General features: G+C 61.6%; 16 protein-coding genes. 13 read left to right on the top strand and 3 right to left on the bottom strand.

Going from position 1 to position 16,514, the window contains the following annotated elements:
• Positions 1-190: 190 nt before the first annotated feature.
• Both ACV8MC_RS10140 and ACV8MC_RS10145 read right to left on the bottom strand, forming a co-directional pair.
• On the bottom strand, positions 191-1,507 hold the full coding sequence (locus ACV8MC_RS10140) for a bifunctional DedA family/phosphatase PAP2 family protein (RefSeq protein ID WP_252876959.1): 1,317 nt from the start codon (positions 1,505-1,507) through the stop codon (positions 191-193).
• 126 nt (positions 1,508-1,633) lie between these two features.
• Complete coding sequence (locus ACV8MC_RS10145; protein WP_457265168.1) at positions 1,634-2,329, bottom strand: DNA-3-methyladenine glycosylase; 696 nt, start codon at positions 2,327-2,329, stop codon at positions 1,634-1,636.
• 177 nt (positions 2,330-2,506) lie between these two features.
• Between ACV8MC_RS10145 and ACV8MC_RS10150 the strand changes: the two genes are divergently transcribed.
• From ACV8MC_RS10150 to ACV8MC_RS10210, 13 genes are all read left to right on the top strand, one after another.
• On the top strand, positions 2,507-3,778 hold the full coding sequence (locus ACV8MC_RS10150) for a glutamate-5-semialdehyde dehydrogenase (protein ID WP_252868345.1): 1,272 nt from the start codon (positions 2,507-2,509) through the stop codon (positions 3,776-3,778).
• Positions 3,747-4,469: a nicotinate-nucleotide adenylyltransferase gene (gene nadD, locus ACV8MC_RS10155; protein ID WP_024014451.1), complete on the top strand. Its 723-nt coding sequence runs from the start codon at positions 3,747-3,749 to the stop codon at positions 4,467-4,469. The genes ACV8MC_RS10150 and nadD overlap by 32 nt, the downstream gene beginning before the upstream one ends.
• A gap of 72 nt (positions 4,470-4,541) precedes the next feature.
• Entirely contained in the window at positions 4,542-5,036 is a 495-nt protein-coding gene (gene rsfS / locus ACV8MC_RS10160) for a ribosome silencing factor (RefSeq protein WP_016773024.1), read from the top strand.
• Between the two features lie 9 nt (positions 5,037-5,045).
• On the top strand, positions 5,046-5,513 hold the full coding sequence (gene rlmH, locus ACV8MC_RS10165; RefSeq protein WP_011063671.1) for a 23S rRNA (pseudouridine(1915)-N(3))-methyltransferase RlmH: 468 nt from the start codon (positions 5,046-5,048) through the stop codon (positions 5,511-5,513).
• Between the two features lie 10 nt (positions 5,514-5,523).
• Positions 5,524-7,419: a penicillin-binding protein 2 gene (gene mrdA / locus ACV8MC_RS10170; RefSeq protein ID WP_071173699.1), complete on the top strand. Its 1,896-nt coding sequence runs from the start codon at positions 5,524-5,526 to the stop codon at positions 7,417-7,419.
• A gap of 31 nt (positions 7,420-7,450) precedes the next feature.
• Positions 7,451-8,554, top strand: a complete 1,104-nt coding sequence (gene rodA / locus ACV8MC_RS10175) for a rod shape-determining protein RodA (protein ID WP_050977864.1) — start codon at positions 7,451-7,453, stop codon at positions 8,552-8,554.
• A gap of 17 nt (positions 8,555-8,571) precedes the next feature.
• Positions 8,572-9,582 carry a lytic murein transglycosylase B gene (gene mltB / locus ACV8MC_RS10180; protein WP_041477722.1) on the top strand — a complete coding sequence of 337 codons (1,011 nt, stop codon included), beginning with the start codon at positions 8,572-8,574 and terminating at the stop codon, positions 9,580-9,582.
• Positions 9,582-10,592, top strand: coding sequence for a septal ring lytic transglycosylase RlpA family protein (locus ACV8MC_RS10185; protein WP_016773027.1), 1,011 nt, complete (start codon positions 9,582-9,584; stop codon positions 10,590-10,592). Before mltB ends, ACV8MC_RS10185 begins: the two co-directional genes overlap by 1 nt.
• A 187-nt stretch (positions 10,593-10,779) precedes the next feature.
• Complete coding sequence (locus ACV8MC_RS10190) at positions 10,780-11,937, top strand: D-alanyl-D-alanine carboxypeptidase family protein (protein WP_016773028.1); 1,158 nt, start codon at positions 10,780-10,782, stop codon at positions 11,935-11,937.
• An 86-nt stretch (positions 11,938-12,023) separates the two neighbouring features.
• Entirely contained in the window at positions 12,024-12,299 is a 276-nt protein-coding gene (locus tag ACV8MC_RS10195; protein WP_024014446.1) for a DUF493 domain-containing protein, read from the top strand.
• Positions 12,299-12,946 carry a lipoyl(octanoyl) transferase LipB gene (gene lipB, locus ACV8MC_RS10200; protein ID WP_457265173.1) on the top strand — a complete coding sequence of 216 codons (648 nt, stop codon included), beginning with the start codon at positions 12,299-12,301 and terminating at the stop codon, positions 12,944-12,946. The genes ACV8MC_RS10195 and lipB overlap by 1 nt, the downstream gene beginning before the upstream one ends.
• A 25-nt stretch (positions 12,947-12,971) precedes the next feature.
• Positions 12,972-13,970 carry a lipoyl synthase gene (gene lipA / locus ACV8MC_RS10205; protein ID WP_160768663.1) on the top strand — a complete coding sequence of 333 codons (999 nt, stop codon included), beginning with the start codon at positions 12,972-12,974 and terminating at the stop codon, positions 13,968-13,970.
• Positions 13,971-14,102: 132 nt separating this feature from the next.
• The gene (locus ACV8MC_RS10210; RefSeq protein WP_406227567.1) at positions 14,103-15,050 is read left to right on the top strand and encodes a S66 peptidase family protein; all 948 of its coding nucleotides are present in this window, start codon (positions 14,103-14,105) and stop codon (positions 15,048-15,050) included.
• Between the two features lie 96 nt (positions 15,051-15,146).
• Here the strand turns inward: ACV8MC_RS10210 and ACV8MC_RS10215 are convergent, their stop codons facing one another.
• Entirely contained in the window at positions 15,147-16,469 is a 1,323-nt protein-coding gene (locus ACV8MC_RS10215) for a lytic murein transglycosylase (RefSeq protein ID WP_041477725.1), read from the bottom strand.
• Positions 16,470-16,514 lie beyond the last annotated feature (45 nt).

Below are 16,514 nucleotides of genomic sequence, written 5' to 3' on the forward strand. Positions count from 1 at the left end.
ACTTCGCCACCGTGTTCCGGCTGGACTATGTAACGCTAGTTTGGCGTCGATTGGGAATGCGGAAACGTCGGTTTTATAACCAGGAAAGTTAACCGCAGGAGGGGAAGTTTGCGTAGGTAATCAACGCCGCTCTTGTCGGAATATTCCAAAAGAGCGGCGTATAAAAAATCTGGCTTGTGAGTTGTCTGTTTTAGTAGGCGTAACGCAACAATGTATGTGGCAAGTGGCGCAGTACGAAGAAGCCGAACAGAGCAACCATCGATGGCAGGATCAGCCACCAGATCTTGAACGGCATTGCATTAAGGGACGCCTGCCGTTGGCTCAACCACAGCATCGCAGCACACACGCAACTGGCGAGCATCGCCCCGGCCAATATGTCGGTTGGCCAGTGCGCGCCCAGATACACCCGCGACAGGGCGATAGAGAGGGCCGGGATGCAGGCAATCAGCAGCCAGGTCAGGCGCATGCGCGGCGGCTGACCGCGTCCGGCGAGTACACCCAGCGTCAGGAACAGGGCGAATGCGCCAGAAGCGTGGCCGCTGGGCATGCTGTAGGTGGTCAATGGATCGCTGAGCACTTCCGGGCGCACCCTGGCGAAAAAATACTTGGTTCCGGTATTGGCCATTGCGGTGACCAACATGGTGGCGCCCGCGAACATTGCCTGGCGCCACTGCTTGCACAGCACCAGCAGAATGACGAGCAGGGCACTGAACAGCAGCATGTTGCGGAATTCGCCGATCAGGGTCAGCGTCACGGCGATTTCGTCCAGCGCTGGCTGGCGGTGCTCCTGCACCAGGGTCATCACGCCGTTGTCGAGCGCGGTGAGGTATGGATAGCCGATGAACAGACCGATCAGGATCAGCAGGCTCATGCTGCCAATCCAGATTGTCGCGCGACGATGGCGGCGCACGCTGCTGTTGACGCTCAGGCCGACCATCACCGCGATGCTGGCGGCGACAATCCCGGCCTCCAGCCAGAACCCTTCAGGCAATGGCAGACGGAACGCCGCGCCGGTGGCCCAGCCCGGCAGCAGATAAGCCAGGCTCCAGCCAGCAGCGGCCAACAGGCTGACGGCGAAAAAACGCGGGAAGGGCATGTCGCACATCCCGGCGACCATTGGCAGCATTGGTCGTAGCGGGCCGATGAAACGCCCGACCAGCAAGCTGGCGATGCCATAGCGCTGGAAGTACGACTCGGCGCCGGCCATCCATTCCGGGTGATGGCGCAGGCCCGGCAGGCGGCGGATGTTCTGATGGAAATGCCGCCCCAGGAAGTACGAGATCAAGTCGCCGAGGATGCCGCCGAGAAAGCCCAGCAGCAGCGTTTCGCTCAATGACAGCGCGCCACTGCCGGCCAGTACCGCCACGCCGAACAATAGCACCGTGCCCGGCACGATCAGCCCGGCGATCGCCAGACATTCCACGCACGCAACGATGAACACCGCTGCGGCCAACCATTGCGGATTGGCGCCGAGCCATCCAGTGATGCTATCGAGCCATGGGCCCATACAGAAAAACTCCAGACTATTGATGATTCCGGTAAGAGCTGCCGCAGGCTGCGATCTTTTGATCTTGTTTCTTTAAAGCAGAATCAAAAGATCGCAGCTTGCGGCAGCTCCTACAGGGGTAAGCGTTTACAGAAGGAAATAATCCCGGCCTTCGACCTGACCCCGTCGCAGCGGGTTCCGCGTGCACCATTGCGCATACGCAGCGTCAACGAAGCGATACATCAAGTGTTCATCACGGCCCAGCGGAATGCCCAACCGGGTGGTTTGAATGATCTGCGCGGGTGGCGGTCCCGGGTCCTCGACCAGCAACAGTTCATGATCGAAACGCTTGGCGTCCCACATCGGCACTTTCAAACCCAGCGCCTTGCACAGCAGGGTCTGTCCGGCGCAGAGCTTCTGTGTCGGACGCGGTCGGCCCTGGGCATCGGGATTGTTCAGCAGCATCTGCGCCAGACTCGCCGGACCGCTCACTTCATCGATCCACGGATAGGCGGATTTGATCAGCACCGCGTTGCCCGGCCCCTGCGCACTGAAGTTCAGCGAATCACCGCCGCGTGCGTAGTACATATAGATGTGGCCGCCATCCAGAAACAAAGCCTTACGCTTTTCTGTATAGCCGAGCGAGGCGTGGCTGCCTTTTTCCGCGCAGTAATAGGCTTCGGTTTCGATGATTCGCGCACTCAGCCACAGATCGCCGACGCGATGGCGGATGACTTTGCCGAGCAGCGCCTGCGCCAGCACCTGGGCGTCGCGGTCGAAAAAACTGTCCGGCAGGCCCACGGGCAGGCGCGCGGACTCGGGGCAAAGGGGCACGTTGGTCATGATGGGCAAGGTTGATCCAGGCTCAAGAGGTCGTGATGATAACAACGCTGAGCTTAATTACGTCTGAACGCCGGCCAAACGCAGCTCATTTCGACCATCCGCCCGTCACCGCTGTTAGTCCCGGGACGCGGCAGCTATAATCTGCCGCTTTCCTCTTTGCCAAGACCCCAGCAGACCATGACTGAGTCCGTTCTTGACTACATGACCCGATTGGGTCGCGCCGCCCGCGCTGCCTCCCGGGTCATCGGTCGCGCCAGCACCGCGCAGAAAAACCGCGCCTTGCAGGCTGCCGCCAATGCTCTGGACGCTGCGCGCGCCGAGCTGGCCGCCGCCAATGAGCTGGATCTGGCTGCCGGTCGCGCCAACGGTCTGGAGCCGGCGCTGCTGGAGCGTCTGGAACTGACCCCGGCACGCATCGACGGCATGATCGTCGGCTTGCGTCAGGTTGCTGCACTGGCGGATCCGGTCGGCGCGATTCGCGACATGAGCTTCCGTCCGTCGGGTATTCAGGTCGGCAAGATGCGCGTACCGCTGGGCGTGATCGGGATCATCTACGAATCCCGCCCGAACGTGACCATCGATGCCGCCAGCCTCTGCCTGAAGTCCGGCAACGCGACCATCCTGCGCGGTGGCTCCGAGGCAATTCATTCCAATCGCGCGATTGCCGCGTGCATTCAGCGCGGTCTGGCCGAGGCCGAACTGCCCGCCGCCGTGGTGCAAGTGGTGGAAACCACCGACCGTGCCGCCGTCGGCGCGCTGATCAGCATGCCGGAATACGTTGACGTCATCGTGCCCCGTGGTGGCCGTGGCCTGATCGAACGCATCAGCCGTGATGCCCGCGTGCCAGTAATTAAGCACCTGGACGGCATCTGCCACGTTTATGTCAGCGAACACGCCGATCTGGCCAAAGCCCAAAGCATCGCCTTCAACGCCAAGACCTACCGTTATGGCATCTGCGGCGCGATGGAAACCCTGCTGGTCGATCAGGCCGTTGCCAGGGATTTCCTGCCTTCGATGGCCGCGCAGTTCCGCGAAAAAGGCGTCGAGCTGCGCGGTTGCGAGCGCACCCGGGCGATCATCGAAGCGGTCGCGGCCAGCGAAGACGACTGGCACACCGAGTACCTGGCGCCGATTCTGTCGATCCGCGTGGTCGACGGTCTGGAGCAGGCGATCGAACACATCAACCATTACGGCTCCCATCACACCGACTCGATCGTCAGCGAAAACCTCGCTGACACCCGCCGGTTCGTGGCGGAAGTCGACTCGGCCTCGGTGATGATCAACACGCCGACCTGCTTTGCCGACGGATTTGAATACGGATTGGGTGCCGAGATCGGCATTTCTACTGATAAGCTGCACGCCCGCGGCCCGGTCGGGCTCGAGGGGCTGACCTGCGAGAAGTACATCGTGGTCGGCGATGGCCAGTTGCGCGGCCAGGCGACGGTCTGACTTGACCGACCTCGACCTGACAGCGCCGCACACCGGCAGCGAGTCGCGCCCGCAACGCATTGGCGTGCTGGGCGGTACGTTCGACCCGGTGCACATCGGCCATTTGCGTGGCGCGCTGGAAGTTGTCGAAGCGCTGGCGCTGGACGAGTTGCGCCTGATGCCGAACGCGCGGCCGCCACATCGCGGTACGCCGCAGGTGTCGGCGCAGGACCGGCTGGCGATGGTCGAGTGCGCGGTGGCCGGATTGCCGCCGTTGGTGGTGGACGCCCGCGAATTGCAGCGGGACAAACCGTCCTGGACCATCGATACCCTGGAGTCGCTGCGCGCAGAGATGCCCGCCGAGACCCAGGTTTTTCTGCTTTTGGGCTGGGACGCATTTTGCGGCCTGCCCACTTGGCACCGCTGGGAAGAGTTGCTCCAGCATTGCCACATCCTGGTGCTACAGCGCCCGGACGCCGACAGCGAACCGCCGGATGCCTTGCGCAACCTGCTGGCAGCGCGTTCGGTGAGCGACCCGCTGGCCCTGAAAGGGCCGAGCGGACAGATTGCATTCGTCTGGCAGACACCGCTCGCGGTTTCCGCCACCCAGATCCGTCAACTGCTGGCCAGCGGTAAGTCGGTACGTTTCCTGGTGCCCGACGCGGTCCTGGCCTACATCGATGCGCACGGTCTGTACCGTGCGTCGAACTGAACAAGGCGCGCTTCACCGATACGGATCACCGTATCCCCAAGCCGCCGAATACATGAGCAAAACGAGTTACATATGACTGATAAAGATCTACCGAAAGTAAAGCGCAAAGGCACGTTCAAGAGCGCACCACTGCCGGAAGCCGTCAACACCAACGAGCCGCTCAAGGGCGACGAACTGGTCAAGATTGCCGTCGCTGCGCTGGAAGACGTCAAGGCCCAGGACATCCAGATCATCGATGTGCGCGACAAGCAGAGCATCACTGACTACATGATCATCGCCACCGGTACCTCCAATCGCCAGATCAACGCGATGCTCGACAAGGTCCGCGAGGAAGTGAAAAAGCAGGGCGCCAAGCCGCTGGGCGAAGAAGGCAAGGGCGACAGCGATTGGGTACTGCTCGACCTCGATCTGGTGATCGTGCACATGATGACTGCCTCGGCGCGTCAGTTCTACGACCTGGAGCGCCTGTGGGCCGGTGCCGAGCAAAGCCGTGCGGCCGATGCCAAGCACCACAGCCCGGAAAACACCCACGAGCATTTCACCAAGCTCAACAAAGACCAGTTCTAAGGGATTGCTGTGCGACTGCGCCTGATCGCCGTCGGTTCACGCATGCCCAAGTGGGTGGAAGAAGGCTGGCATGAATATGCCAAGCGTCTTCCGTCCGAACTGGCGCTGGAACTGGTGGAAATTCCGCTCAACACCCGTGGCAAGAATGCCGACGTGGCCCGTTTCATCCGCCAGGAAGGCGAAGCCATGCTGGCCAAGGTCGGGCACAACGAGCGGATCGTCACGCTGGAGGTTCACGGCAAGCCGTGGAGCACCGAGCAACTGGCGGTCGAACTCGATCGCTGGCGCCTGGATTCGCGCACGGTCAACTTCATGGTCGGCGGCCCGGAAGGGCTGGCACCGGAAGTCTGTGCCCGCGCTGACCAGCGCTGGTCGTTGTCGCCGCTGACCTTGCCGCACCCGCTGGTGCGGATCCTGATCGGCGAACAGTTGTACCGTGCCTGGACCGTGTTGTCCGGCCACCCTTACCACAAGTAAGCCTGCCCTCATGTCTCAGCCGATCCGCATCAAGGACCACGAAAAGGACGCCCGTCTGGTGCGCAGCCGTGTCGTGTTCGGTGCGATCGTGATCGTGGCGCTGATCTGTGTGCTGATCGCGCGTCTGTATTACCTGCAGGTGATCCAGTACGAGTACCACTCGACCCTGTCGGAAAACAACCGCGTCCACGTGCAGCCGATTCCGCCGACGCGCGGGCTGATTTTCGATCGCAACGGCGTGGTCGTGGCCGACAACCGGCCGAGCTTCAGCCTGAGCATGACCCGCGAGCGCTCCGGCGACTGGCAACAGGTGCTCGACGTCATCGTCGAGGTGCTGGAGCTGACGCCCGAGGACCGGGTGATCTTCGAGAAACGCATGCGTCAGGGCCGTCGGCCGTTCGAGCCGGTGCCGATCCTGTTCGAGCTGACCGAAGAGCAGATCGCCCGCATTGCGGTGAACCAGTTCCGCCTGCCCGGGGTGGAAGTGGTCGCGCAACTGGTCCGGCATTACCCGCAGGGCGCGCATTTTGCGCATTCGGTGGGCTACATGGGGCGGATCAACGAGAAAGAGCTGAAGTCGCTGGATCCGGTCAACTACAGCGGCACCCACCACATCGGCAAGACCGGCATCGAGCGTTTCTACGAGCCGGAATTGCACGGTCAGGTCGGTTACGAGGAAGTCGAGACCAACGCCCGTGGCCGCGTATTGCGCGTGCTCAAGCGCACCGATCCGATTCCCGGCAAGGACATCGTCCTGAGCCTCGACATCAAGTTGCAGGAAGCCGCCGAGGCCGCGCTGGGCGGGCGACGTGGCGCGGTGGTGGCGCTCGATCCGAAAACCGGCGAAGTGCTGGCGATGGTCAGTCAGCCGAGTTTCGACCCCAACCTGTTCGTCACCGGCATCAGCTTCAAAGCCTACGCCGAGTTGCGCGATTCCATCGACCGGCCGTTGTTCAACCGCGTGCTGCGCGGTCTGTACCCGCCGGGCTCGACGATCAAACCGGCGGTGGCAATTGCCGGTCTCGACGCTGGCGTAGTCACGGCTTCGAGCCGGGTGTTCGACCCGGGCTATTACATGCTGCCCAACTACGACCACAAGTATCGCAACTGGAACCGTACCGGTGACGGCTTCGTCGACCTCGACACGGCGATCATGCGGTCCAACGACACCTACTTCTATGACCTGGCGCACAAGCTCGGCATCGATCGGCTGTCGACCTATATGAACAAGTTCGGCATCGGCCAGAAGGTCTCGCTGGACATGTTCGAAGAATCCCCGGGCCTGATGCCGTCGCGCGAATGGAAACGCGCGACGCGCAAACAGGCGTGGTTCCCCGGCGAAACCCTGATTCTCGGGATCGGCCAGGGCTACATGCAGTCGACGCCGCTGCAATTGGCCCAGGCCACGGCGCTGGTGGCCAACAAAGGCATCTGGAACCGTCCGCACCTGGCCAAGTCCCTCGACGGGGTGAAGCCGGTGGATGAAAACCCGATGCCGAACATCGTCCTGCGCGACCCGTCCGACTGGAACAAGGTCAACCATGGCATGCAGCAGGTGATGCACGGTGCCCGTGGTACCGCGCGCAAAGCGGCGATCGGCGCGCAATACCGCATCGCCGGCAAGTCCGGTACCGCGCAGGTGGTGGCGATCAAGCAGGGCGAGAAATACGACCGCTCCAAGGTCCAGGAACGCCACCGCGACCACGCGTTGTTTGTCGGCTTCGCCCCGGCCGATGATCCGAAAATCGTCGTGTCGGTGATGGTCGAGAACGGTGAGTCTGGTTCCGGCGTTGCCGCGCCCGTGGTGCGCCAGGTCATGGACGCCTGGTTGCTCGACCAGGACGGCCACCTGAAAGCCGAGTACGCCAGCCCTATCACTGCGGAGGCCCCGGCCCGTGATGAATAACTTCGATCGCATGCTCTCCAGCGAGGATGTGATGCGTCGCCGCGCGACGTTGCTGCAAAGACTGCATATCGATGGCCCGCTGTTGATCCTGCTGCTGATACTCGCCGCCGGCAGCCTGTTCGTGCTGTATTCGGCCAGCGGCAAGAGCTGGGATCTGCTCGGCAAGCAGGCCACATCTTTCGGCATCGGTCTGGTGGCAATGATCGTCATCGCCCAGTTCGAACCGCGTTTCATGGCGCGCTGGGTGCCGCTCGGTTACGTGATCGGCGTGATATTGCTGATCGTCGTCGACATCATGGGCCACAACGCCATGGGCGCCACGCGCTGGATCAACATCCCCGGGGTGATCCGCTTCCAGCCCTCGGAATTCATGAAGATCCTGATGCCGGCGACCATCGCCTGGTATCTGTCCAAACGCACCTTGCCGCCGCAGCTCAAGCACGTCGGCATCAGCCTGATGCTGATCGGCGTGCCGTTCATTCTGATCGTGCGCCAGCCGGATCTCGGTACCTCGTTGCTGATTCTTGCCGGTGGCGCCTTCGTCCTGTTCATGGGCGGCCTGCGCTGGCGCTGGATTCTCAGCGTATTGGCGGCGGCGGTGCCGGTGTCGGTGGCGATGTGGTTCTTCGTCATGCACGACTATCAGAAGCAGCGTGTCCTGACTTTCCTCGACCCGGAAAGCGATCCGCTCGGCACCGGCTGGAACATCATCCAGTCGAAAGCCGCGATCGGCTCCGGTGGCGTATTTGGCAAAGGCTGGCTGCTCGGCACCCAGTCACACCTGGACTTTCTCCCGGAAAGCCACACCGACTTCATCATTGCCGTGCTTGGCGAAGAGTTCGGTCTGGTGGGGATTTGCGCGCTGCTGCTGATCTATCTGTTGTTGATCGGTCGCGGGCTGGTGATCACCGCTCAGGCGCAAACGCTGTTCGGCAAATTGCTCGCCGGCGCGTTGACCATGACTTTTTTTGTTTACGTTTTCGTCAACATCGGTATGGTCAGTGGCCTGTTACCGGTCGTGGGGGTGCCGTTGCCGTTCATTAGCTACGGAGGAACTTCGCTGGTGACGCTGCTGTCAGCGTTTGGGGTTTTGATGTCGATCCATACCCATCGCAAGTGGATCGCACAGGTTTGAATAAGGTGAAGAGTGCAATGCAAGTAATGCGTGGCTGGGCGACTCGATGCGCGCCGCTGGTTGGCCTGGTGGGCCTGCTGGGGAGCGTGCAGGAAGCGCTGGCCGGCGACTATGAAGGCTCGCCGCAGGTGGCCGAATTCGTCGGCGAAATGACCCGCGACTACGGTTTCGCCGGTGAACAACTGATGGGTGTGTTCCGCGAGGCGCAACGCAAGCAGTCGATTCTCGACGCCATCTCCAGACCCGCCGAACGGGTCAAGCAGTGGAACGAATATCGTCCGATGTTCATCACCGACGCGCGCATCGCCCGTGGTGTCGACTTCTGGCGTCAGCACGAGGCGACCCTGGCCCGTGCCGAGCAGGAATACGGCGTGCCGGCACAAGTGATCGTGTCGATCATCGGCGTCGAGACCTTTTTCGGACGTAATACCGGTAATTTCCGCGTGATCGATGCTTTATCGACCCTCGGCTTCGACTATCCTCCCCGTGCCGAATTTTTCCGCAAGGAACTGCGTGAGTTCCTGCTGCTGGCCCGCGAAGAGCAGGTCGACCCGCTGACCCTGAAAGGCTCGTACGCCGGGGCCATGGGCCTGCCGCAGTTCATGCCGAGCAGCTTTCGCGCCTACGCGGTGGATTTCGACGGTGACGGCCACATCAATATCTGGAACAACCCGGACGATGCCATTGGCAGCGTCGCCAGCTACTTCAAGCGTCATGGCTGGGTCGCCGGCGAACCGGTGGTCAGCCGTGCCGATGTGCGCGGCGAGCAGGTTGATGAAGGCCTGACTACTGGTATCGAACCGGTGAAAACGGTCGCAGAGTTGCGGGCGCTGGGCTGGTCAAGTCATGATGCGCTGCGCGATGATATGCCGGTTACCGCATTTCGCCTCGAAGGCGACAACGGCCCTGAATACTGGATGGGCCTGCAGAATTTCTACGCGATCACGCGTTATAACCGCAGCGTGATGTACGCCATGGCCGTACATCAACTGTCTGAACAGCTGGTACAAGCACGGGGCGTCAAGTAATGCAGGCATTGCCTAACAATAAACCCCTGAAGCTGGTGGCTTTCGCTGCGTTGGCAGTCCTGGTCGCCAGTTGCACGACCAGCCGCACGCCGACGCAGAAAACCCCGTCCACCGCTGTCCGCGCCCAACCGGGCCTGGACATCAACCGCGCGCACAAAGACGGCGCGCCGTGGTGGGATGTCGATGTTTCGCGCATCCCGGATGCGACACCGACCCTGCACACCGGCCCGTACAAGGCCAACCCGTACACCGTGCTGGGCAAGACCTACTTTCCGTTGCAGGAATCCAAGACCTACGTGGCTTCGGGTACAGCGTCCTGGTACGGCACCAAGTTCCATGGCCAGAACACCGCCAACGGCGAAGTGTATGACCTGTACGGCATGAGTGCCGCGCACAAGACCTTGCCGCTGCCAAGTTACGTTCGGGTGACCAACCTGGACAACAACAAGACCGTGATCCTGCGCGTCAACGACCGTGGGCCGTTCTATTCCGATCGAATCATTGACTTGTCTTATGCTGCGGCGAAGAAGCTCGGCTATGCCGAAACCGGCACCGCACGGGTCAAGGTCGAAGGCATCGATCCGCAGCAGTGGTGGGCGGCCAAGGGCCGTCCGGCGCCGCTGATGCTCAATGAGCCGCAAGTGGCGCAGAATAGCGCCCCGGTCATCACCGCGTCGGCCGGTACCGTCGAGCAATGGACGCCGCCGCCGCAGCAACACGCCGCGGCCGTGGTGCCCGTGCAGATCGATGCAAAAAAAAACGCTTCTGCACCAGCGTCTGGCCAGTATCTGCAGGTGGGCGCGTTCGCCAACCCGGACGCTGCCGAGCTGCTGAGGTCGAAGCTCAGCGGGATGGTGAGCGCGCCGGTGTTCATCAGCTCGATCGTGCGCAATCAGCAGACCCTGCACCGGGTACGCCTGGGGCCGATCGGCTCGCCGGGTGAGATCGCCCAGGTGCAGAACAGTGTGCGGCTGGCCAATCTGGGTTCGCCCAGCGTGGTCACCGAGTAACACGTAGACCTTGATTGACGGTTCACTTGCGGTATTCGGGGGGTGAACCAGGTTGTTGGCTCGTCGAAGAACAAAAGCCCGGCAAGGGTGACTGGAGTGAGCAACTGAACACGCGATGGCCCGTTAGAAGGCTGTCTGAATAAGTTTTGCCTTCGGGCAAGTTTCCATTAGCGATTTCGAGAGACGGATGAACATCACCACCTTTGCCAAACGCCTGTGTCTGCTAGTCCCGCTGCTCCTCTCGCCAGCCGCCTTCGCGGCCGAGATGATGCCGTCGCCACCACAACTGGCCGCCAAGGCCTACGTTCTGATGGACGCCAGCAGCGGCAACGTGCTGGTCGAAAACAACGGCGACCAGCGTCTGCCACCGGCCAGCCTGACCAAGCTGATGACCGCGTACATCGCAACCCTGGAAATCCGTCGCGGTCAGATCGGTGAAAACGATCCGGTGACCGTCAGCGAAAACGCCTGGCGCACCGGCGGTTCGCGGATGTTCATCAAGGTCGGTTCGCAGGTCACTGTCAGCGACCTGCTGCACGGCATCATCATCCAGTCCGGTAACGACGCCAGCGTCGCCCTGGCCGAGCACATCGCCGGCAGCGAAGACGCGTTCGCCGATCTGATGAACAAGACCGTCACCGAACTGGGCATGACCAATACCCACTTCATGAACCCGACCGGTCTGCCAAACCCTGAGCACTACTCGTCGGCGCACGACATGGCGATCCTGGCCCGTGCGATCATCCACGAAGACCCGGCTCACTATGCGATCTACTCGCAGAAAGAGTTCTTCTGGAACGGCATCAAGCAGCCTAACCGCAACCTGCTGCTGTGGCGCGACAAGACCGTTGACGGTCTGAAAACCGGCCACACCGATGAAGCCGGCTACTGCATGGTGTCCTCGGCTGTACGTGATGGCCAGCGCCTGATTGCCGTGGTGTTCGGTACCAACAGCGAAGTGGCTCGCGCCGCTGAAACCCAGAAGTTGCTGACCTATGGTTTCCGCTTCTTCGAAACCCAGACCTTCTACCAGAAGGGCACTGAACTGGCGCAGGCGCCGGTATGGAAAGGCACCACCAGCCAGGTCAAGGCCGGTCTGGCGCAAGACCTGACCATGACTCTGCCAAAAGGCCAGCTGAAGAAGCTCGCTGCCAGCATGACCATGAACCCGCAACTGGTTGCGCCAATCGCCAAGGGCGACGTGATCGGTAAAGTCGAAGTCAAACTGGAAGACAAGGTGGTGCACAGCGCTGACCTGATCGCTCTGGACGGCGTCGAGGAGGGTGGTATCTTCCGCCGCATGTGGGATAGCATCCGTCTATTCTTCTACGGCTTGTTCAACTGATTTTGTGTTGACCTGCATGGCCCCGCCCCGATCCGGTGCGGGGCCATGTGCGTTACCACGGCTTGCGCTATAGAGGCCGTTACGCCATGACCGATACCGAAGTAAAGGCGCCAAAGATCGAATTTCCCCAGACCGATTATCCGATCAAGGTGATCAGTGATACGGGTGTTGGCAACAAGGACAAGATCATCGCGATCGTCCTGAAACACGCGACCATCAATGATGAGCGCATCGACGAGCGTCAAAGCAGCAACGGCAAATACACCACCATCCAGTTGCACATCGTCGCCACCGACCAGGATCAGCTGTACAACATCAACAGCGAACTGCGGGCTTCCGGCATCGTGCACATGGTGTTGTGATGCACGGCACGCTGGGCTTTCGCGAGCTGGGCCAGATGGCTTACGAGCCGGTCTGGCATGCCATGCAGCGCTTTACCAACGAACGCGGCAATGCTGCAGCCGACGAAATCTGGCTCGTCGAACACCCGCCGGTGTTCACTCAGGGCCAGGCCGGCAAGGCCGAGCATCTATTGCTGCCGGGTGATATTCCGGTGGTGCAGGTCGATCGTGGCGGCCAAGTGACTTATCATGGCCCCGGGCAACTGGTGGCCTATCTGTTACTGGATGTGCGCAAGCTGGGTTTCGGCGTGCGCGATCTGGTCAGCCGCATGGAAGCCTGCCTCATCGAACTGCTGGCCAGCTACGGCGTTAGCGCCACCGCCAAGCCAGATGCTCCCGGCGTATACGTCGATGGAGCGAAAATCGCTTCTCTGGGTTTGCGCATTCGCCACGGTTGTTCCTTTCATGGCCTGGCCCTGAACGTGGATATGAACCTGGAACCGTTTCGACGGATTAATCCCTGCGGCTACGCCGGGCTGGCCATGACCCAGCTGAGCGATCACGCAGGATCGATTGAATTTGCCGAGGTAAGTGCCCGGCTGCGCGCGCAGCTCGTCAAACACCTCGACTATGCTGAGCAGACGACCCTCACGGGCGGAATCGACTGATATGACTACTGATGCAGTGCAAACCATGATCCCGACGCTCGACGTGACCGAGCGCCCGGCCCCGCGTCCCAAGGTTGAAGCCGGCGTCAAGCTGCGCGGCGCCGAGAAGGTTGCACGCATCCCGGTCAAGATCATCCCGACTACCGAACTGCCGAAGAAACCCGACTGGATCCGCGTGCGCATCCCGGTTTCGCCGGAAGTCGACCGCATCAAGAGCCTGCTGCGCAAGCACAAGCTGCACAGTGTCTGCGAAGAAGCGTCCTGCCCGAACCTCGGCGAATGCTTCTCCGGCGGTACTGCGACCTTCATGATCATGGGCGACATCTGCACCCGTCGTTGCCCGTTCTGCGACGTTGGCCACGGTCGTCCGAAGCCACTGGACGTCAACGAGCCGGAAAGCCTGGCCATCGCCATCGCCGACCTCAAGCTCAAGTACGTGGTGATCACTTCGGTGGACCGCGACGACCTGCGTGATGGCGGTGCCCAGCACTTCGCCGACTGCATCCGCGAAATCCGCAAATTGTCGCCGAACGTGCAGCTCGAGACCCTGGTCCCGGACTACCGTGGCCGCATGGACATCGCCCTGGAAATCACCGCCGCCGAGCCGCCGGATGTGTTCAACCACAACCTGGAAACCGTGCCGCGCCTGTACAAGGCTGCGCGTCCGGGTTCGGACTACCAGTGGTCGCTGACCCTGCTGCAACGCTTCAAGCAGATGATGCCGCATATCCCGACCAAATCCGGCCTGATGCTGGGTCTGGGCGAGACTGACGAAGAAGTCATCGAAGTCATGAAGCGCATGCGCGAACACGACATCGACATGCTGACCCTCGGTCAATACCTGCAACCGTCGCGCAGCCACTTGCCGGTGCAGCGTTTCGTGCACCCGGACACCTTCGCCTGGTTCGCCGAAGAAGGCTACAAGATGGGCTTCAAGAACGTTGCGTCTGGCCCGCTGGTACGTTCCTCGTACCACGCCGACGAGCAGGCGAAGCTGGTCAAGGCCGAGCTGCTGGGTTCCTGATTCACTGCTGATGTAAAAATGCCCGCCGAGGATGGTTCCTCGGCGGGCATTTTTTTGCCTGAGACAAGGGCCTTTTGTTTGCCTCTTTAGCTGACTACTGTGTGTGCATGACTTTACCGATGGAGCCCAAGGATGACCGTTCGACCAAGCCACACCCTCGTTGCCCACCGACCCGTACCGGCACTGCCCGCTGAGGGGACGATCGGCGTCATCGCGCCTGCCGGTCCCGGCACTCTCGATACTGAGAAAGCGCTGCAATGGATGCGCGCGCGCGGCTATGGGCTGAAGGTGTTTCCCGGTGTCTATGAGAAGGACGGCTATCTGGCGGGCAGTGACGACGTACGCCTGCGCGATCTGCACGCGGCATTCGCTGATCCTGAAGTCGACGCGATCATTTGCCTGCGCGGCGGCTACGGCACGCCGCGCCTGCTGGACCGAATCGATTACGACCTGCTCAGCCGGCACGCCAAACCCTTTATCGGCTACAGCGATATCACCGCGCTGCACCTGGCCATCAGTCGCTACGCCGGGTTTGTGACCTTTCACGGGCCGCTGCTCAACGCCGACCTGCTGGGCGACAAGGAGCCGCCGACCGTCACGTCATTCTTCGCCATGCTGCGCGGGCAAATGAAGTCAGGGAGTGTGCTGAGCCATCCGGCGGCTTATCCATTATCAACCGTCGAACCGGGCATCGCTCACGGGCGGTTGCTTGGCGGCAATCTGGCGATGATTGCTGCAACCCTCGGCACGCCCTACGAGATTGATGTCGAAGGGGTGATTCTGTTTATCGAAGACATCAACGAGCCGCTGTATCGGATTGATCGGCTGCTGACCCAGATGCGTCTGGCCGGCAAGCTGGCCAGACTGCGCGGTGTGCTGGTCGGTGATATCGCCGGGGTGGAGGTCGACGCGCTGAATCGCCTGCTCAAGCAAACCTTTGAGCCGTTGCGGATTCCGGTGCTGTCGGGTTGGCGCAGTGGCCATTGCGACCCGAACCTGACACTGCCGTTGGGCGCGCTGGTGCGCCTGGATGCAGGGAAGCAGGAGTTGCTGCTGGAGCAGGATGTGGTCATCCGATAATTCGGGAGGCAAAAGATCGCAGCCTTCGGCAGCTCCTACATGGGATTGATGATCGTCCTGTAGGAGCTGCCGAAGGCTGCGATCTTTTGATTTGCTCTATTGGGCGCGCAGGCTCTCAAGCAACTTGTGCGTCGGATACCCGTCCGCCGGCCAGCCCAGCGCCTGCTGGGCACTGCGAATCGCTTTGCGCGTATTGGCGCCGATAATCCCGTCCGCCGTGCCAGCGTCGTAATTACGCGCGCTCAATAGCGTCTGCAGTTCGATGCGTTCGGTGCGGCTCAGCGGCAGATCATCTTTGGGCCAACTGCCATTGATCAGGCCCGCTCCTTCGAAACGCTCGGACAACAGGCTCACCGCCAGCGCATACGACGACGAATTGTTGTACTTGAGAATCGCCCGGAAGTTGTCGAGGATCAGGAACGCCGGGCCGCGATAACCGGCTGGCAGCAGCAGGGCAGCGGACAGTTGTTCGGAACCGGCTGGCACCTGCGCACCATTGGGCAGGTTCACACCCAGTTGCCGCCATTCGGCGACGCTTTTGCGAATCGCGCCATCGGCCAGGGTGTAGTTGAAGCCGCTCGGCAATTGCACTTCGAAACCCCACGGCTGGCCGCGTTGCCAGCCCGAGCTTTGCAGGTAATGCGCAGTCGAAGCCAACGCGTCGGCCGGGCTGCCCCAGATGTCGCGGCGGCCGTCACCGTCAAAGTCCACGGCGTGGGTGTTGTAGGTGGTCGGAATGAATTGGGTCTGGCCCATCGCGCCGGCCCAGGAACCGAGCATCTTCTCCGGGGTGATATCGCCCTGTTGCAGAATCTGCAGGGCGGCAATCAGTTGCGCGTGAGCAAAGCCCGGACGACGCCCCTCGTAGGCGAGGGTTGCCAGCGAATTGATCACCGACTTGCTGCCCTGGAACTGGCCGAAATTGCTTTCCATGCCCCACACCGACACCAGCGCCTGGCGATCAACGCCATAGCGCTGCTCGATGCTTTGCAGAATGTCGGCGTACTGGTTGATCAACGCCTGGCCTTTGCGTACGCGCAGCGGCGACAGTGCGCCGTCGAGGTATTCCCACACCGGCCGGGAAAACTCCGGCTGACTGCGGTCGGCGCGAATCACGCTGGCATCGAAGCTGATATTGGCAAATGCCTGATCGAACAGCTCGGGGCGAATCCCGGCGGCGAGGGCGTCCTTGCGGAAACCCGCCTGCCATTCGGCAAAGGTCTGGGTCGGTTGAATATCGAGCGGGTCGGCGGACGGCACTACCGGCGGAATGATCGCTGGGGCCGTGGTGACCGGGGCGGCTTGAAGCGGTTGTGCATCGGCGGCGGTGGGTTTTTCCGCGCAGGCGACAAGCAGAATGAAGCTGGAGGCAGCGATCAATTGGCGCACGGGCCAACGACGGGAAAGACTTGGGGGCATGCACAGTTCCAGGGGAAACGAATCAGGTGCAGACCTTAACATGAG

The organism is Pseudomonas sp. PK-RTE-24 (assembly GCF_054052265.1).